Source organism: Phaeovulum sp. (genome assembly GCF_041596715.1).
Lineage (GTDB): Bacteria > Pseudomonadota > Alphaproteobacteria > Rhodobacterales > Rhodobacteraceae > UBA6213.
The window spans coordinates 1-18,642 of record NZ_JBFHIA010000026.1 but is presented as its reverse complement, the minus strand read 5'-3'; the positions used below and the strand labels follow the sequence as shown (position 1 = coordinate 18,642).

Sequence of the window (18,642 nt, the reverse complement as noted above, 5' to 3'; positions counted from 1 at the left end):
TGGCTTCGAGTTACAAGACGAATTGTATATTACCCCATCAATCTTGTATTGATCGAGCGCCGGAAAGCGGGTGGTCTTGCGGCAACCGGCCCGAAACCAGAAGGTCGGCACAGCAGAATTGTCGCGGCAGGGGCCGCATCAACACGGGGAGTATCCGATGTCGCTTTTCAAACGTGTGATGGTAGGGGTTGCCGCCGCCGCTTTGGCCATGACCACCGCTGTCACTGCCGCGCAGGCGCAAACCAGCAAAGTCGATGAGATCCGCGCGCGCGGAACGCTGCGCATTGCGGGCATTTTGAATGAAGACCCCTATTTCAGCAAGGACCCGCGCACCGGCGAATGGCGCGGCTTTGTGGTGGAAATGGGCAAGGACATGGCGCAAGTTCTGGGCGTCGAGCTTGAAGTCGTTGAATCGAGTTGGGCCAACTCGATCCTAGACGTGCAGGCGGACAAGGTTGACCTTGCCTTTGCGCTGACGGCGCTGCCGACACGCGCGCTTGCGGTCAGCTTTTCGGCACCGACCTATTATAACGCCTTCACGATCATTTCGCCGAAGCCGGAACTTGCCAACTTGACCTGGGCGGAACTGAACGATCCCAAATACACGATCGCCGTGGACCTCGGCTCTTCGCAGGATCAGATCACCAAGGCCTATCTGCCGAAAGCCAATGTGCTGCGTTTCAAGACCCGCGACGAGGCGGTGCTGGCGGTGCAGACCGGCAAGGCCGATGCGATCATCAACACGGTTTTGAACTCGATGGTGATGAGCAAGAAAAACCCAGGCATCGGCGCGGTTTATGTGCCGGCCCCGATCCTGTCGTCGCCTTCGGTCATCGGCATGAACTATTCCACCGATGAAGTCTGGAAAAGCTTTGTATCTGCTTGGGCCGATTACAACCGCCGCGTCGGCAACAACCAGACCTGGATTCTGATGGGGCTTGAGCCTTTCGGCATCACGATCGAAGATCTGCCCGCGGGCTTCGATATCAACGGCTAAATCACGCCATGCGGGCCCTTCTGGGCCCGCTTTCCCTTCCCACTCGCAGATGCTGTAGGAGCACCTCCCGATGACCTACCACTGGGATTTTTTTACGGTCATGCAGTCGTTTGATCTGCTGCTTTGGGGTGTGTGGACGACGTTTCTTTACACTATAGGCTCGATCGCTATTGGCGTCGTTGTCGGTGCGGCCTCGTGCTATGCGCGCCTGTCGCGCTTTTGGTGGCTACGCCTGATTTCGCGCTCGTATCAGGAATTGTTTCGCTGCACGCCGCTTCTGGTTCAGATTCTTTGGGCATATTACGCTTTGCCGATGCTGTTGGGCGTCAGCATTTCAAATACCATGGCGGGGCTGCTGACGCTGTCGCTTTATGTCGGCTCGTTCTATGCCGAAATCTTCCGCGGAGGGATTCTGGCGCTCGACAAGGGGCAGCGCGAGGCTTCGGCGGCCATCGGCATGTCGGGGCTGCAATCGATGCGCTATGTGATCTTGCCGCAGGCGATCAAGAACATGCTGCCCTCTTTCATCAACCAGTCGGTAATTCAGCTGAAAAACACCTCGTTGCTTTACGCGATCTCGATTGCCGAACTGACTTACATGACCTCGGTCGTGACTTCTGAAACCTACCGTCCGCTGGAAGCCTATAGCCTGGCAGCCGTGCTTTACTTTGCCATGCTGTTCCCGCTGACGCAGGTGGCGGACCATTTTGAGCGTCGGATGCGGCGCAGCGACTGAAGCAGGGGGGCGAAATGACCAATTCCGCAGTAATTTCTGTAGCGGGCCTCGGCAAAAGCTTCGGCAAGCTCGAGGTGCTCAAGGGCATCGATCTCGATCTGATGCCGGGCGAGGTGCTTGGCGTGATCGGGCCTTCCGGATCGGGTAAATCGACGCTGATCCGTTGTCTGAACATGATGGAGGTGCCCACCAGCGGCACGATCCGCTTCAAGGGCCGAGAGGTCAGTTCTCGGTTTCGGGGCCGCGGCGAAGCGATCGGCACGGGCGAGTTGCGCCGCAAGGTCGGCATGGTGTTTCAGCACTTCAACCTCTTTCCGCATCTTACAGTGCTTGGCAACGTCACCGCCGGGCCGATCAAGGTGCTTGGCGAACCGCGCGCTGAAGTAGAGGCGCGGGCGATGGATCTGCTAGGGCAGGTCGGGCTGGCCGACAAGGCGCGCGCCTATCCTGCGCATCTGTCGGGCGGGCAGAAACAGCGCGTGGCGATCGCGCGGGCGCTGGCGATGCGCCCCGAGGTGCTGCTGCTCGACGAGGTGACTTCGGCGCTAGACCCAGAGTTGGTGGGCGAGGTTCTGGCCGTGATCCGCCGCCTTGCCGATACCGGCATGACGATGGTATTGATCACGCACGAGATGGGCTTTGCCGCCGATGTGGCTAGCCGAGTGCTGTTCATGGAAGGCGGACGAATTGCCGAGCAAGGAAGCGCCGAGGAAATCCTGCGCAAACCCGAGTCCGAGCGGCTCAGGGCGTTTCTTGCGCGTTTCCACGCCTGAGGCGCGGACATGAGCGGCAAGATTCCGGTTCTGGTGCTGGGTGCCGGGCGGATGGGGCGGCGCATTGCGCGGATGCTTGCGTCCGATGCGCGCTTTGCACCGCAGTTGAGTTCGCGCGATGCCGATGCGCTGGCGCTTGCCACTGCCGCCGGGTTGGCGACCATGCCCTTCGGTGGCGCGGGGTTGCGCGATGATCTTTCCACGTTGCTGCATGGCATGCGCGCCGTGGTTCTGACCGATGCGACGATGGCACCAGCCGAGGTGGCGCGCGCGGCGTTAGAAAGTGGCTGTCATTACCTCGACATCTTGGAAGATACCGGGGCGGCGGCGCAGGTGGCGGCTTTGGCGGGCGATGCGGGGGCTGTTTGTCTTGCGCCGGGCTGCGGGTTGGCACCGGGCTATGTAACGGCGTTGGCGGCCGAGCTTTTGGCCAAGGCTGCACCGCAATCAGAGACCACGGTATTTGTGGGTGTGCTGCCAGCGCGGCGCGAAAATCGGCTTGGCTATGCCAATATCTGGGGCATCGACGGGCTTCTGGATGAATATACGAACCCGTGCCTTGTGGTCGAGCAGGGGCAACTGGCCGAGATCGCGCCGCTGACCCTTTCGGAAACCGTGACGCTTGGCGGCACCACCTTTGAGGCTTTTGCAACATCAGGCAGCCTAGATGCGCTGGCGCGGCGGCACGCCGGCAAGGTGGGGGCGCTGGTGTTCAAGACCCTGCGTTATCCGGGGCATCTTGATTACATGCAGTTCTTGCTTGACGATCTTGGGCTTGCCGCGCGGCTTTACCAGTTGCGCGCGCTCTTGACGACGGCGCTGCCCGAAACGGCCGACGACCGGGTGCTGATCGCCATTCGGCAATGTGCAAGCCCCGGTGCGCCCGAGGTCTGGACCCGGCAGGAACTGCGCGCGGCACCCGATGAGGCGGGCGCACCGGCCAGCGCCTCGGCCACTGCCACCGCAGCACATACCTGCGCCATGCTCGATCTGATCTGCACCGGCACGCCGCCCCGCGCCGGGCTGATCGCGCCGGGCGACATCGGCCCTGCAAGCTTGCGCCAGAGCCATTTCTTCGCCACGCTCGACCCCGCCGGCACTGCGGCGTTCCCGGCCTGAGGGGCCGGGTGCGTGGTACCAAAGCGGCGAGCAAGCCGTGCCATTTGCGCGGGCAAGAGTTGCGGTCATCCGCGATGACAGTTGGGGTGGGGCAGTGACAGAACGCGTTGGCAAGAACGGCGGACAGGGCGGCGAACGCGCGGTCAAGGTCGATATCTCGTTGTTGCAGACCTTCCATCTGGTCGCGCGCACCGGTTCGTTCTCTGCGGCCTCGCGCGAATTGAGCATTTCCTACCAATCCGCCGCCAACCATGTGCGCAGGCTCGAACAACTTTACGGCGCGCGGCTGATCGAGGCCGAAAAAGGCTCGCGCAAGGTCACGCTGACGCCGCAGGGCAGGGCGCTGCACGCCTCGCTTGGGGATGAGCTGGAAACCATCCTGTCGCGGATCTCGGTGCTCTTGCACGATGTCCATTCGGTTTTGCGCGTGGGTGTGCCGCAGGCGCTGTTCCACCACTTTTTCCCGGGCATCCTTGCAGAGTTTCGCCGCGAGGCACCCGAGATCGAATTGGCCTTTTTCGAGCGTGATACCACGCTCGAAAAGATGATGATGGACGGCGCGCTTGATGCGGCTGTCAGCGAGCGCAGTTTTTCGCATCCCGCGATCACACAACAACTGCTTGGTTCGTATCGGCTGGCGCTGGTCTGGCCCGCGGCGTGGGATTTGCCCGATACGGGCAAGAGGCCGCTTGTCGAAGCGTTGCAGCCCTTTCGCGACCGGCCTTTCGTCACCTACGAGGCGGGGCAGGCGGTGCGCCAGCGCGCGCTCGACTACCTTGGCCAACGCATGGGCTTCACGCCGCACATCGCCACTTCGGCCTCGGGCTCTACCTCGGTGACGCGGTTGATCGAGGCGGGGCTTGGCTATGGCGTCGTGCCCGAATGGAGCGTCGATCCGAATGACCCGGCGGTGCGGATGTTGGTGCTGCATGAGGTCGAGCCGATGAAGCTCTGGTTCGCGCATACGGCATTTCTGGGTGGCAACAGATACATCGGGCTGCTGCAACGCTGCTGCCACACTGCGCTTGCCTGATCACATTTGACCTTACGTCGCGACCGCCGCGCAGGGGCGTTTCGGCATGGACGCGCCCGGACGCGCGCGCCACATTCGCCCCAGCGCCGACAATCTGGCGCCAGCGGTTTCGAACGCGCGGGGGAGAAAATTCGAATGTTGGGACGGATGATGCAGCAACCGCTGCTGATAAGTGCATTGATTGAACACGCAGGCCGCTATCATGGCGCAACCGAGGTCGTCTCGGTCGCTACCGGCGGTGGGATAGAACGCTCGACCTGGAGCGAGGTTGCCGCCAATACGCGCCGCCTTGCATCTGCGCTGACCGCGATGGGCCTGCATCAGGGCGAACGTTGCGCCACCATCGCATGGAACAACCGCCGCCATCTGGAGATTTATTTCGGCGTCGCGGGGGCGGGGCTCGTGTGCCACACGATCAACCCGCGTCTTGCGCCAGAGCAGTTGATCTATGTGATCAACCATGCCGAAGATCAGGTGCTGTTCGTCGATAGCACCTTCTTGCCCGCCGTTGCAAAACTGGGCGCACATCTGAAAACCCTGCGTGCAATTGTGTTGATGGGGCCGCGCGACGAAGAAGCCGCAGCAATGGTGCCGGGGCTGCTGTTTTACGACGAGTTCATTGCTGCGGGCGATGCGAGCTATCGCTGGCCCGATCTTGCCGAAACCTCGCCATCGTCGCTGTGCTACACCTCGGGCACCACGGGCCATCCGAAGGGCGTGCTGTATACGCACCGCTCGACCGTGCTGCATTCGCTTGGTGGCAATCAGCCTGACGGCTTGGCGCTACGTGCTGCCGACACGGTGATGCCGGTTGTGCCGATGTTCCACGTCAACGCTTGGGGGGTGCCCTACATCGCCCCCGCGGTCGGCTGCAAACTGGTGCTGCCCGGGCCGGGGCTGGATGGCGCGAGCCTTGTCAAACTGATCGACGGCGAAGAAGTGACACTGGCGCTGGGGGTGCCGACGATCTGGATGGGGCTGTTGGCGGCACTGGAAGCTTCGGGTTCGAAAGCGCCAAGCCTGACACGCACGGTGGTTGGTGGTTCGGCGCTGCCACCCTCGATGATCGCTGCGTTCCGCGACAAATACGGGGTCGAGTTGATCCATGCATGGGGCATGACCGAAACCAGCCCGCTTGGCACGCTGAACCAGCTATTGCAGAAACATCAATCGCTGAGCGATGCCGAAAAGGAAATGATCCGGATGGGGCAAGGCCGCCCCCCGTTTGGTGTGGAGTTGCGCATTGTCGATGCGCAGGGCCATGTGTTGCCTAACGACGGGATGACGCAGGGCGAATTGCAGATTCGCGGGCATTGGATTGTGGACAGCTACTTCAAGGCTGGCCACACGGCGCTGACGGTCGATGGCTGGTTCGACACCGGTGATGTCGCCACGATCGATTCCGATGGATACATGATTATCCGCGACCGCACCAAAGACATCATCAAGTCTGGTGGCGAGTGGATTTCGACGGTTGAACTGGAAAACATCGCCGCTTCGCATCCGAAGGTTGTCAACGCCGCCGCGATCGCAGCACGGCACCCCAAATGGGATGAACGCCCGGTCGTGATTTTGCAGAAACGGCAAGACAGCGAACTGACCGAGGCCGAAATGCTTGCCTTCTATGAAGGCAAGGTGCCGCATTGGCAGGTGCCCGACAAGGTGGTGTTCGTGGCATCCTTGCCGATGGGCGGAACTGGCAAGGTTCTCAAAGCCAAGTTGCGTGAAGAGTTTGGTGATGTACTGATGCCGCCGGAAGGGGCGGAGGGAGCGGTTAGCGATGCAGGCGGTGAGCTCGTCTGACGCAGCGGTGATCGGGCGCGAGGGGTATGAGGCGGCGCTGACCGAACTGGCGGCAGCCCGGCACGCTTGGGCGCAAAGCGGCGCCGAGGCGCGGTTGGAGGTGCTGGCAGAGTTGCGCGCCGCCGTGCCGCCGCTTGCCGCGCGCTGGGTCGAGGTGGCATCGCGCATCAAGCAGATCCCGCCCGGCTCGGCGCTTGAAGGTGAAGAGTGGCTTTCCGGCCCACTGGCGCTTTTGACCAGTTACGACGGCTATGCCGAAACCCTGCGCAAACTGCCCGGAAAGCGCTTTCTGAGCGGTATTCGCCACCGCAACCTCGACAATGGCCAGTTGGCGTTGCGGGTGCTGCCGCACAATTTCTGGGACCGGGTGCTTTATTCCGGCATCTCGGCCGAGGTGTGGATGCAACCGGGCGTCACCGAGGCAAACCTTGCCAGCCACGCCGCAGCGAGTTGGGACACCCCGCCCGAGGCTAGGCAAGGCGCGCTGGCGCTGGTGCTGGGTGCGGGCAACATAACCTCGATTGCGCCACTCGACTGCCTTTACAAACTTCTGGTCGAGCATCAGGTCGTGGCGCTGAAGCTTAATCCAGTGCTGTCCGATCTGGCCCCGGTGCTGGCCGAGGCGATGGCACCGCTGATCCGCCGCGGTGTTCTGCGTATTTTGCAAGGCGAGGGCAGCGACGGCGCATGGCTGGCAACGCATCCTTTGGTGGAAACCATCCACATCACCGGTGCGGGCGGCACGCATGACGCCATCGTCTGGGGGCAGGGGGCCGAGGGTGCTGCCAACAAGGCCGCCGGGCGACGCCAAAACCCGCGCCCCGTGACCAGCGAGCTTGGCGCGGTATGCCCCACGATCGTGGTGCCGGGGCCGTGGTCAAAAGCCGATATCGCCTTTCAGGGCGAACATATCGCCACGCAAAAATTGCAGAACTCGGGCTTCAACTGCGTTGCTTGCCAGACGCTGGTGCTGCCCGAAGGCTGGGCGGGGGCCGATCCGCTGCTGGCCGCAACTGCCGAGGTGATGGGCCGGTCGGGCGCGCGCCCGATGTGGTATCCGGGTGCCGAGGCGCGCATGCAGGCCCTTGCGCAGTCGGCGGGTGCGGCGATCAGCCGGTTGCCGCGCGGCGCGGCACCTGCGCTGGTGCTGGTAGATCTTGACGCCGCCGCTGATGCCTGCGCGCTGCAAACGACCGAGGCCTTTGCGCCGGTGCTGGCGGTCAAGCGGTTGCCCGGCGAAGATGCCGAGCGTTTTCTGAGTGCGGCGATCGATTGGGCCAATGACTCGCTGCACGGCACGCTGGGTGCCAATATCCTGATCCATCCCGCCACGCTACGCGCCATCGGACGGGCGCGGTTTGAAGCACTGCTTGCGCGGCTGCGCTATGGCTGCATCGCGGTAAACGGCTGGACCGGGATCGGCTTTCTACTGGCCCAAACGCCTTGGGGTGCCTTTCCGGGTCATTCGCCGCAGGATGTGCAGTCGGGCATCGGCTCGGTGCACAACTGCCTGATGCTTGATACGACAGAGCGCACGGTGATCGTGGCACCTTGGGCACCGTTTCCGCGCGGCCTGCGCCATGGGTTTTCGGTGCTGCCAAAGCCGCCGTGGTTTATTACCCACCGGCGCGCGCGCGAGGTTGGCCGCCTTTTGACCGATTTCGTGGCCTATCCCGCTTGGCGCAAGTTACCGCGCCTGATGCTGGCCACGCTGCGCGGCTAAGGCGCAGGTGCTGCGTGTTGGCGGTTACGGCACAAAGCGTTTCCAGATCAGCGACAATCAGGCCGTAGTCGAGCGCGCCGAACCAAACGGTTTGCTTCACGCGCGCTGCCGCCTGATCGGTGCCCCTTTCCCTGTCTGCCCATCCGCCGGGTGTCAGTGCCTTGTCCGGTCCGCCTATCGACGCGGCCCAAGCCACGGAACTTGTTGACAGTTTTTCCGCAGAACGGCGGGCACACAAAATCTGTATAGATAATCTATCTTTTGGGTGCGACAAGAAGATCACACCACCTTCACCTGTATGTGATTGACACTCGGCGTCCTCTGGGTTCTGGCGGTTACATAATCGGCTATAGGTCGGGCGCGGGTCGGCAGGCGGTCAGGATGCCGCGAGACGATCTTTGCGGCGGCCAGAAGCAGCTTGCTTTGGGCGCCAAACGGTAGGGCATTGGAGGGCGAAGATGCAAAGAGTGCTTTGGATCGGGGCGGCGGTGGTGCTGGCGGCGCTTGCGGCATGGGGCCTGTGGCGCGAGTTCGGGCCCGGCTCTGGCTCTGGCACGGTGCATTTTGGCTCGGTCGATGAATATGTGTTCATCGCCAACGAGTCCGCGCCCGAGATTGCAGTGATCGACGCAAAAAGCGACCGGCTTGTGGGCACGCGCACGCTACCGTTCGTGCCGGATCAGCTGTTGGTCTCGCTCGCCAAGCTGCGGCTGGTCGTGCTCAACCGGGCCGAGCACTTGGTGGCGCTGGTCGATCTGCCAAGCGGCGCGGTCGAGGCGCGCTTTGATCTGGAAATCGTGCCCGATCTGATGGTGCTTTCGCCGGATGGCAGGGCTTTGGCTGTGGCCGATACAGAAGCGGGCAAGATAGCACTTATCAATCTGGTCGATGAAACGCTGTTCGGCATTGTCGAGGGGTTAAACGCACCTTCCAAGATGACCTTTGGCTCGGATGGCGGGGCGCTTTATGTGATCGACGACTCCGAGGCAGAGATCCGGCGCATCGACGTGGCAACGGCCAGCCTGCTTGCGCCTGCTTCGCTACGTGAGGCGGGTGCTGTGCCGGGGGAGGTCAATCTTTCGGCGCTGACGCGCACGCCGGATGGGCGCATGGGGTTGGTGACCGATGCGCTGGGCGGCAAAGGCTATGTGATCGACGTGCGTGATTGGAACGTGGTGCGTACGATCAGCCTCGGCAACGCCCCCTCGCGCGCCTATGGCACAGCGGACGGGCAATATCTGCTGGTCTCCAATACCGGATCGCGCACGATTTCGGTGATTGCCAGCGACCGGTTCGATGTCGTGGCCACATTGCCCGGCCCGGGCGACATTACCTCGATCGCCACCGGTTTCTTTGAAACACTCGCTTATGTTATCAGCGCCAATGAGCGCCGCGCGGTGGTGATTGATCTTGAATCGCTGACCGTCGCGGGCGAATTGGCGCTTGAAGGCGTGCCGGGGCAGGCGGTGGCTGATGCGGATGGGCGCAAGCTATACATTCCGTTGGGCGAGGTGGGCGAGTTGGCGTTGATCGACGTGTTCAACAAGCGCGTGGGCCATTTGATCACCGGCATCGCAGTGGCACCGGGCGCACCGGCCATGTCGGCCTCTAACAACTACTGCCACTAGGGCGCGGGCAGGGCGGCCTTGGCAGCCGCCCGCGCGCACCCTGCGCGCACTAGGTCACCCGCGCGCGCACCTGGTATTCGGGCCGGTCCCATAGCTCTTGGCGCATCACGTCGGTCAGCACCGCCGCCGCCATCGCCACGTCTTCGGACGAGGTGTAAAGCGGCGTGAAGCCGAAGCGCAAAATGTCGGGGGCGCGGAAATCGCCCACGACGCCCTCTGCGATCAGCGCTTGCATGATCGCGTAGCCCTGCGGATGGCGCAAGCTGACCTGACTGCCGCGCCGGGCATGATCGCGCGGCGTGGCAAGTTGCAGCACAGGACAGCAGTCTTCGATATCGGCGATGAACTGGTCGGTCAGCGCCAAAGAGCGGGCGCGCAGATCAGCCATATCAACCCCGTCCCAGACATCGAGTGCGGCATCGAGTGCGGCCATCTGCAATACCGGCGGCGTGCCCACGCGCATCCGCTCTATGCCCCGCCCGGGTCGATAGGCGGGTTCAAAATCGAATGGCGCGTCATGGCCAAGCCAGCCCGAAAGCGCCGGGCGCACGCGGTCGGCAAGGCGGGGTGCTACATAAATGAAAGCCGGGGCACCGGGGCCGCCGTTGAGGTATTTATAGGTGCAGCCGACCGCGAAATCAGCCCCCGCACCGCTAAGGTCAACGGGCACGGCACCAGCGGAATGCGCCAGATCCCAGATGGTCATGGCACCTGCTGCCCGTGCCTTGGCGGTCAGTTCTGCCATATCGTGCCGCCGCCCGGTGCGATAATCGACCTCGGTCAGCATCATCACGGCAACGCTGTCGTCCAACGCGCCCGCAACCTCTTCGGGGGCCACAACGCGCAGCACATGGCCGCGCCCGAGGCTTTTGATAAGCCCTTCGGCCATGTAGAGGTCGGTAGGAAAATTGCCGCTGTCCGACAAGATTACCTTGCGCCCCGGTGCTGCCAGATCAAGCGCCGAGGCCAGCGCCTGATAGACCTTGATCGAAAGCGTATCGCCCAGCACCACCGAGTTCGGTTCTGCCCCGATCAGCCGCGCGATGCGGTTGCCGATACGCGTGGGCATTTCCATCCATCCTGCCGCGTTCCAGCCCGCGATCAGCAACTTGCCCCATTCTTCGCTGACCGATTGCGCCACGCGCGCGGCGGCAGCGCGAGGCAGCGGCCCCAGCGAGTTGCCATCAAGATAGATCACCCCTTCGGGCAGGTCGAACAGCGCGCGGGTGGCGGTAAAATCGGTGCTCATGATGGATATCCTCCTCAGCTTCAGCCTGCCCCTTGGGGCGGCGAGGCGCAAGCCCCGGGGGCTTGCCTTGAGGCCCGAGGGACGTGACAAGGGGGCGCAGGCAGGGGCGTGAAACCAAGGGAGGCAATCGCGTGGGTGGCGTGTTGGAACGGCTTGATCTGCCGCCCGTCTGGCTGGCCGGGTTTGCGGCCATCGGATGGGTCGCCGGGCGGCTCTGGCCGCTCGCGCTGCCGGGCGGTGGCTGGCTGGGCGTGGCGTTGGTGGTTGTGGGCCTTGTGCTGATGTTTGTGGCTGCGGCGCAGATGGTGGCGCGACACACCACCTTTGTGCCACGCCGCGACCCGAGCGCGCTGGTCACCAGCGGGGTTTACGCGCTGAGCCGGAACCCGATCTATCTGGCCGATGCGCTGGTGCTGGCGGGCCTGCTGATCCACTGGCACGCGCTTTGGGCAGCGCCTTTGGTGCCTGCGTTCATGGTGGTGATTGCGCGCCGCTTCATCCGTGATGAAGAGGCGCGAATTGCGGCACACTTTGGCGATGCTTGGCACGCCTATGCCGCGCGCACCCGGCGCTGGCTTTGATCGGTGCCCTGTCGGGCCTTTGGCGGACCGTTACGGTGCTGCCGCTTCGCGCTGATTGTCGCACTCCAAGGCTGCCGCGGCGCTTGTTTATTCGTAAGAGCGGATGCTATGAGTGCGCCGCCAATGTATCCACGTGGGCGAAAAGCTCGGAACCAGGGGGATTAAGGTGAAGATAGGCGCACCCAAAGAGGTAATCGAAGGCGAAGCCCGTGTGGCGATGACGCCCGATAGCGCGGCGCAGCTGCAAAAACTGGGGCATGAATGCCTGATAGAGGCGGGCGCTGGCGCGGCCGCCGGGTTCTCGGATGCTGCCTATGAGGCGGCGGGCGTGAAGGTGGTCAAGACTGCCGCGGCGCTGGCGAAAGCCGCCGAAGTGATAGTCAAGGTTCGGCCTCCGATCGATGCCGAGGTGAAACGGTTGCAGAAGGGCCAGACCCTGATCTCGTTTTTCTACCCCGCGCAGAACAAGGAGTTGCTTGAGGCGGCCAACGCCCAAGGCGCTACCGTGGTGGCGATGGACATGGTGCCGCGCATCAGCCGCGCGCAAAAGATGGACGCGCTGTCTTCGATGGCGAACATCGCAGGCTACCGCTCGGTGATCGAGGCGGCCAACAACTTCGGCCGCTTTTTTACCGGCCAGGTGACGGCGGCGGGCAAGGTGCCCCCGGCCAAGATCCTGATCGTGGGCGCGGGTGTTGCAGGCCTTGCGGCGATTGGCACCTCGGTCAGCCTTGGTGCCGTGGTGCACGCCTTTGACGTGCGCCCCGAAGTGGCCGAGCAGATCGAATCGATGGGCGCGAGTTTCGTGTTCCTCGAGTTTGAAGCAACGCAGGATGGTGCGGCAACGGGTGGCTATGCTGCCCCCTCAAGCCCCGAGTTCCGCGAAAAGCAGTTGGCGAAGTTCCGCGAACTGGCGCCCGAGATGGACATTGTCATCACCACCGCGCTTATTCCGGGTCGGCCTGCGCCGAAGCTTTGGACCGAGGACATGGTGGCGATGATGAAGCCGGGTTCGGTGATCGTCGATCTGGCCGCCGAACGGGGCGGCAACTGTGACCTGACGGTTGCCGACGAAAAGATCGTCAGCGCCAATGGCGTAACGGTGATCGGTTACACCGATTTCCCAAGCCGTATGGCAACGCAGGCCAGCACGCTTTATTCTAACAATATCCGGCACATGCTGTCTGACCTCACGCCCAAGAAAGATGGCGTCATCAACCACAACATGGAAGATGACGTGATCCGTGGCGCGACCGTGACGCACGATGGTGCCGTCACCTTCCCGCCGCCGCCGCCCAAGATCGCGGCGATTGCTGCGGCCAAGCCGAAAGAAAAGGCCAAGGAACTGACGGTGGCCGAAAAGCGTGCCAACGAAGTGGCGCTGTTCAAGAAACAGACCCGCAATCAGGTGGGCCTGCTGGCGGTCGGCACTGGCCTGATGCTGTTGATTGGCGCCTTCGCGCCCGCAAGCTTCATGAGCCACCTGATCGTCTTTGCACTGTCGGTCTTTGTCGGCTTCTCGGTGATCTGGAACGTCAGCCACGCGCTGCACACACCGCTGATGGCGGTGACCAACGCCATCTCGTCGATCATCATTCTGGGTGCTTTGTTGCAGCTTGGTTCAGGTTCGTGGCTGGTGGTGGTGCTTGCGGCGATCTCGATCTTGATCGCCTCGATCAACATCTTCGGTGGCTTCCTCGTGACGCGGCGGATGCTCGCCATGTTCCAGAAATCGTAAGCGGAGGATCGGGAAAATGGCGATTGGTATCGTAGGGGCTGCCTATATCTCGGCAGCGATCCTGTTCATCCTCGCGCTGGGCGGGCTTTCCGGGCAGGAAAGCGCAAAACGCGCGGTCTGGTATGGCATCGTCGGCATGGCGCTGGCGGTGTTCGCCACCATCTTCGGCTCGGAAGTGGTGCTGAGCGCTTCGGGCTGGACCATTCTGGTGCTGATGCTGCTGGTCGGGTCCGTGGCTGGCTGGTATGTGGCTGGCCGCGTGAAGATGACGGAAATGCCGCAACTCGTAGCGGCATTGCACAGCTTTGTCGGCCTTGCGGCGGTGTTCATCGGCTTTAACGCTGAACTTGAACTGAACCGGATTCACGCGCTGATGGCGGCGGGCACGCCCGAGGCGGCCGAGGCGCTGAATGCGCTGGCGGGTTTTGCCAAGGTTCTGGCGCACAAGACTGCGGTTGAGGTTTCGATCCTCAAGGTCGAGGTGTTCCTTGGCGTGTTCATCGGTGCGGTTACCTTTACCGGCTCGGTCATCGCCTTTGGCAAGCTTGCGGGCAAGGTTGACGGCAAGGCGAAAAAGCTGCCCGGCGGGCACTACCTCAATGCCGCGGCGGCGATCGGTTCGGCCGTGCTGCTGGTGATGTACTTCAACGGTGCCGGGCTGTGGTCGCTGGGGCTGATGACGCTGCTGGCGTTCTTTATTGGCTACCATCTGATCATGGGAATCGGCGGCGCTGACATGCCGGTGGTTGTCTCGATGCTCAACAGCTATTCGGGCTGGGCTGCGGCGGCGATCGGCTTCACGCTTTCGAACGATCTGCTGATCGTCACCGGCGCGCTGGTTGGCTCGTCCGGTGCGATCCTGAGCTACATCATGTGCCGCGCGATGAACCGCTCGTTCATCAGCGTGATCCTTGGCGGCTTCGGCAGTGTGGCTGGCCCTGCGATGGAAATCGCGGGCGAAATGGTGGCGATTGACGCCGAAGGCGTGGCTGCGGCGCTGAATGATGCTGACTCGGTCATCATCATCCCCGGTTACGGCATGGCGGTGGCGCAGGCGCAGCAATCGGTCAGCGAATTGACGCGCAAGCTGCGCGCCAAGGGCAAGACCGTGCGCTTTGCGATCCACCCGGTGGCGGGGCGTTTGCCCGGCCACATGAACGTGCTTCTGGCCGAGGCCAAGGTGCCCTACGACATCGTGTTGGAGATGGACGAGATCAACGAAGATTTCCCCACTACCGATGTGGCCATCGTGATCGGCTCGAACGACATCGTGAACCCCGCTGCACAAGAAGACCCCAACAGCCCCATCGCCGGTATGCCGGTGCTGGAATGCTGGAAGGCGAAACAGGTGTTCGTATCCAAGCGTGGGCAGGGCACGGGCTACTCGGGCATCGAGAACCCGCTGTTCTACAAGGAAAACACCCGTATGTTCTATGGCGACGCCAAGAAATCGCTCGACCAGCTGCTACCGATGATCGACTGAGGCGGCGCGAAAGCGTAGCGTGCCAATCGGCCCCGGCTGCAAAGGCCGGGGCCGTATCATTTTGCGGAGTGTTTCATGGCAAAACTGCCAAGGGGCATCGTGGCGCTTGGCTTTGTAAGCCTGTTCATGGATGTCTCGTCCGAGATGATCCACGGGCTTTTGCCGCTGTTCGTCGTTGGCACGCTTGGCGCGTCGGCCGCGATGTTGGGGCTGATCGAGGGCTTGGGCGAAGCGACCGCATCTGCGGTCAAGCTGTTCTCGGGTATGCTCAGCGACCGGATGGGGCGGCGCAAGCCGCTCGCGGTTGCGGGCTATGCGCTTAGTGCGCTGACCAAGCCGTTTTTCGCGATGGCCGGCGTGCCGGGGGTGGTGCTGGCCGCGCGGGTAGCCGACCGGGTCGGCAAGGGTATTCGCGGCGCGCCGCGCGATGCGCTGGTCGCCGACCTAGTGCCCGAGGCGCAACGAGGCGCGGCCTATGGCCTGCGTCAGTCGATGGATACGGTCGGCGCGTTCGTCGGGCCGCTGGCGGCGATTGCGCTGATGGCGGCGTTTGCGGGCAATGTGCGGCTGGTGTTCTGGCTGGCGATCATCCCGGCACTGGCTGCGGTGGCGATCTTGGTGATTTATGTGCGCGAACCAGAGGCGCAGGCAGCCCCTGCGCCACGCCCTCGGCTTGACCGCGCCAGCCTTGCGGCACTCGGCAAGGGTTTTTGGCTGGTGGTGGGAATTGGTGCCGCACTGACGCTGGCGCGCTTTTCCGAGGCATTTCTGATTTTGCGCGCCTCCGAGGCGGGGTTGGCGATGGCGCTGGCGCCGATGGTGCTGGTGCTGATGAACGTGGTTTATGCGCTTGCGGCTTGGCCGCTGGGGGCCTTGTCAGACCATATCGGGCGGCGCGGCCTGCTGACGGTTGGCTTTGGGGTGCTGGTGTTGGCCGATCTGGTGCTAGGATTTGCGCCCGGTCTTTGGGGCGTTGCGGTGGGTGTGGCGCTTTGGGGGCTGCACATGGCGCTGACGCAGGGCCTGCTTGCGGCAGAGGTGGCGGCGGCGGCACCCAGCCGCCTGCGCGCGACAGCCTTTGGCGTGTTCAACCTTGTCACAGGGGTCGTGCTGCTGGCCGCAAACGGGCTTGCAGGCGTGCTTTGGGCCGAGTTTGGGGCCGCGGCCACGTTCAGCACCGGTGCTGGCTGCGCGGCGCTGGGGCTTGCCGGGCTGATGCTGGTGCGGCGGCCGAAAAAGGTGCCGGGGCCGAGCTAATGCGGTGTGGAACGCGCGCCGAGGTTTGCTGATCCGCCCTGGTGCGGGATGCATGAGCGGGGTGGGGGCGGCACTGCCCCCCCCAATTGCTTCGCTTCAGGCGCCCTTGCGCTCGGCCGCGCGCCGTTCGGCGCGGCTCAGCAAGCGTGGAAGCTGCGCCATCGACGCGATATGCGCATGAATGACGGCCAGAAAGCCGGTCCGGAAAAGATCAAGCACAGCCGCATCGTCGAGATTGGCAAGCCGCTCGGTGCTGATCCTCTGGAACCCGCCAAGCGAGAGGCGCGTGCCATCGGGCAGCGTGGCGGTGGCGGTTGCCGGTTCGAGCAGGTCAAGCTCGCGCAGGCGGTCAGTGAAGGCCCGCGTGACCGCGTTTTGGGACTGATAGTCAGACGCGAATTGCAGCATGGTGTTGAGGTATTGGGTGCGGTTTCCCTCGCTGTCAAATAGACGCTCGCCCTTGCCGTTTTCGTTCACGCCTTCAAACGCGCTGTCGATGCACAGCGTGAAGGTGCCTTCTTCCGCGCCATTGGCAAACACAAATGGGTAGCGGCGCAGAAACGCGGGCACATAGTCGCCATCCCAAGTGCCGTTGGCGTTTACGCAAAGGTTTTCGTCTGCCCGAAGCCCGACAACGGCGGCGGGTGTAAGGTCTGCACCCTCGCCTGCGAACACGATAGGGTATTCTGCCGCCGCCTTTTCAAACTCTGCCACCACGAGCGGGACAGAGTTGAGATCTGCGGCAAAGCCAAAGTTGACGCCCTGCCGAACGGCGACGTCCCGGTGTGCGTCTGCCGAAACCGGCACGGCGTTTTCGTAGATCATCAGCTGCTTGGTCATCTGCGTCCCTTTTGGTTCGTTCTAATTTGAACCGACTGTGCGAAGGATTGCCCCGCACCGCAAGCCTACAACGCGACCGGGGTGCTGAATCTGTGCCGCCGCCACACGAAAGCCCACCCAAGACGCCGGGCGAAGGTTGTCTTTTGCCAAGGCCATCGCGACGCGCACTGGCGCTTGGACGTTCGCGCGCTGCTGCGCCGGGCGGAAAAGGCGGCGCAGAACCGGCCTTTTGCGGGCGCGGCAACCGGGGTCACAACGGGTTGATTTGGTGGCCAATCCAACGCACAATCCGACTGTCAAGGTCTGACGGCGCAGGAGGGGCGAGCCGCAGGCACTGTTGGCCGGAAATACGCAAAAATCAGCGGATTTTGGCCTAATTGCGCCGCAAATACGGTCAATATGGGGGCAATTTGACGGCTGGGCGATAAAGGTTGCTTAAAGTTATTCTAATTGTTACGCTCCCTTACGAAAGAAAATGTGACAAAAAGTCGCAATAAACGAAAAGCGGAGGTGGTTCAGAACGTGACAGATGCAAAACCCCTATTCTACAAGAATGTCGTTCCGCTTGATGTGAAGCGCCACGCAAACCTGCGGATAGGGGCTACGGTTCAGCCGCTTGCTTATGCGCGTGAAGCCAATGTCATCCCGGCACTGGTGGATGAGTTCGAGCTGGCAATGGCCGATCTGCCGATTGCTTTCTTGCCCGGTTCTGACGTGCCCGCCGCTGTATTCGTTACCGGAGCCGCACCCGGGACCAACGCCTTCGTCTCGGGTGATGGGCTTTGGACGGGGGCCTATATCCCTGCCTATCTGCGCCGCTATCCGTTCATCATTGGCGATGTCGAGGGCGGGCAGTCGCTTTTGTGCATCGACGATACCTATCCCGGCCTTGGCGAGAAATCGGGCGAGCGCTTCTTTTCAGAGAAGGGCGAGCGCGAGGAGGCCTTGGATAAGGCCCTGACGCTGGCGCAAAGCTATCGCGACGCAGCCCTGCGCACCGAAATCTTTTGTGGAATGCTGCGTGATTTCGGGCTTTTGCAAAGTGCAACGCTTGATACCACCGCCCCCGATGGCACCAAGTCTGTGGTGCATGGCATCCTGATCATCGACGAAGCGGCGCTTGCAGCCCTTACGGGCGAGCAATTGCAAAAGCTCCATTCTGTGGGGTTTCTCAAGGCGATTTATAACCAGATTGCAAGCCTGCGGTCGGTTGCAAAACTGTCGTCTCCGGCACCTAAAAAGGCGCGTGCCGCCACCAAAAAAACGAGTTGATGCACCCGAGTGATGCTGCGTTCGGGTGCAGCAAATACGTAGTTGGTTGACCGCAAGTTTACCCTCGTTTCGCTCATCAAGGCACGACCTGGTTAAGGCCGCCCCTTTCTGCTCGTGTCCGAATTAACGTCTGGAGATGTCAATGACGACCATCATGAGCCTTCGCTTTTCCGACGTTATTCTCCGCATGGCTTTTGCGGCAATATTGGCGCTTTTTGGCAGCTTCGCCGCACCCACGGCTGTGGCCGCGCAGTCGGCGGTGGCGGTTGTGCCAAGCGAACAGGCAACGATGGCGCTTACCGGGTTCCGCTCGGCCAAGTTCGGCATGGACGAAGAAGCGGTGCGCGCAGCTATCAAGGCTGACTTCGGGCTTGAAGGCGATGCGGTGCAGGTCGGCATGAATACTGTTG

The 18,642-nt window shown here is 62.6% G+C and carries 16 protein-coding genes; 14 read left to right on the top strand and 2 right to left on the bottom strand.

The window, feature by feature from the left end:
* Positions 1-157: 157 nt before the first annotated feature.
* The 8 genes from ABY403_RS03290 to ABY403_RS03255 all read left to right on the top strand — a co-directional run bounded on the left by ABY403_RS03290 (position 158) and on the right by ABY403_RS03255 (position 9,812).
* Positions 158-997, top strand: a complete 840-nt coding sequence (locus ABY403_RS03290) for a transporter substrate-binding domain-containing protein (RefSeq protein ID WP_372838774.1) — start codon at positions 158-160, stop codon at positions 995-997.
* A 70-nt stretch (positions 998-1,067) separates the two neighbouring features.
* Positions 1,068-1,733 carry an amino acid ABC transporter permease gene (locus tag ABY403_RS03285; protein ID WP_372838771.1) on the top strand — a complete coding sequence of 222 codons (666 nt, stop codon included), beginning with the start codon at positions 1,068-1,070 and terminating at the stop codon, positions 1,731-1,733.
* 14 nt (positions 1,734-1,747) lie between these two features.
* Entirely contained in the window at positions 1,748-2,506 is a 759-nt protein-coding gene (locus ABY403_RS03280; protein WP_372838768.1) for an amino acid ABC transporter ATP-binding protein, read from the top strand.
* A gap of 9 nt (positions 2,507-2,515) precedes the next feature.
* Entirely contained in the window at positions 2,516-3,625 is a 1,110-nt protein-coding gene (locus tag ABY403_RS03275; RefSeq protein WP_372838766.1) for a saccharopine dehydrogenase C-terminal domain-containing protein, read from the top strand.
* Between the two features lie 94 nt (positions 3,626-3,719).
* Positions 3,720-4,658, top strand: coding sequence for a LysR family transcriptional regulator (locus tag ABY403_RS03270; RefSeq protein ID WP_372838764.1), 939 nt, complete (start codon positions 3,720-3,722; stop codon positions 4,656-4,658).
* A gap of 135 nt (positions 4,659-4,793) precedes the next feature.
* Positions 4,794-6,461, top strand: coding sequence for a long-chain-fatty-acid--CoA ligase (locus ABY403_RS03265; RefSeq protein WP_372838762.1), 1,668 nt, complete (start codon positions 4,794-4,796; stop codon positions 6,459-6,461).
* The gene (locus tag ABY403_RS03260) at positions 6,439-8,184 is read left to right on the top strand and encodes an aldehyde dehydrogenase family protein (protein ID WP_372838759.1); all 1,746 of its coding nucleotides are present in this window, start codon (positions 6,439-6,441) and stop codon (positions 8,182-8,184) included. Before ABY403_RS03265 ends, ABY403_RS03260 begins: the two co-directional genes overlap by 23 nt.
* Before the next feature lie 458 nt (positions 8,185-8,642).
* A complete protein-coding gene (locus ABY403_RS03255) occupies positions 8,643-9,812 on the top strand; it encodes a hypothetical protein (RefSeq protein WP_372838757.1) in 1,170 nt (389 codons plus the stop codon).
* Between the two features lie 49 nt (positions 9,813-9,861).
* On the opposite strand, the gene kynU is transcribed toward ABY403_RS03255, so the two are convergent.
* Positions 9,862-11,061 carry a kynureninase gene (gene kynU / locus ABY403_RS03250; protein WP_372838755.1) on the bottom strand — a complete coding sequence of 400 codons (1,200 nt, stop codon included), beginning with the start codon at positions 11,059-11,061 and terminating at the stop codon, positions 9,862-9,864.
* Between the two features lie 131 nt (positions 11,062-11,192).
* Here kynU and ABY403_RS03245 point away from each other — a divergent pair, with 131 nt between their 5' ends.
* The 4 genes from ABY403_RS03245 to ABY403_RS03230 all read left to right on the top strand — a co-directional run bounded on the left by ABY403_RS03245 (position 11,193) and on the right by ABY403_RS03230 (position 16,120).
* Complete coding sequence (locus tag ABY403_RS03245; RefSeq protein ID WP_372838752.1) at positions 11,193-11,642, top strand: isoprenylcysteine carboxylmethyltransferase family protein; 450 nt, start codon at positions 11,193-11,195, stop codon at positions 11,640-11,642.
* A 166-nt stretch (positions 11,643-11,808) separates the two neighbouring features.
* A complete protein-coding gene (locus tag ABY403_RS03240; protein ID WP_372838749.1) occupies positions 11,809-13,380 on the top strand; it encodes a Re/Si-specific NAD(P)(+) transhydrogenase subunit alpha in 1,572 nt (523 codons plus the stop codon).
* Positions 13,381-13,396: 16 nt separating this feature from the next.
* The gene (locus ABY403_RS03235; protein ID WP_372838746.1) at positions 13,397-14,863 is read left to right on the top strand and encodes an NAD(P)(+) transhydrogenase (Re/Si-specific) subunit beta; all 1,467 of its coding nucleotides are present in this window, start codon (positions 13,397-13,399) and stop codon (positions 14,861-14,863) included.
* A gap of 75 nt (positions 14,864-14,938) precedes the next feature.
* Complete coding sequence (locus tag ABY403_RS03230) at positions 14,939-16,120, top strand: MFS transporter (protein WP_372838744.1); 1,182 nt, start codon at positions 14,939-14,941, stop codon at positions 16,118-16,120.
* 96 nt (positions 16,121-16,216) lie between these two features.
* On the opposite strand, the gene ABY403_RS03225 is transcribed toward ABY403_RS03230, so the two are convergent.
* Entirely contained in the window at positions 16,217-16,960 is a 744-nt protein-coding gene (locus tag ABY403_RS03225) for a SapC family protein (RefSeq protein WP_372838741.1), read from the bottom strand.
* Positions 16,961-17,482: 522 nt separating this feature from the next.
* On the opposite strand from ABY403_RS03225, the gene ABY403_RS03220 reads away from it, so the two are divergent.
* Positions 17,483-18,232: a SapC family protein gene (locus ABY403_RS03220; RefSeq protein ID WP_372838739.1), complete on the top strand. Its 750-nt coding sequence runs from the start codon at positions 17,483-17,485 to the stop codon at positions 18,230-18,232.
* Between the two features lie 142 nt (positions 18,233-18,374).
* Positions 18,375-18,642 (top strand): hypothetical protein (locus tag ABY403_RS03215; RefSeq protein WP_372838736.1); only part of this gene is annotated, 268 nt, incomplete at its 3' end.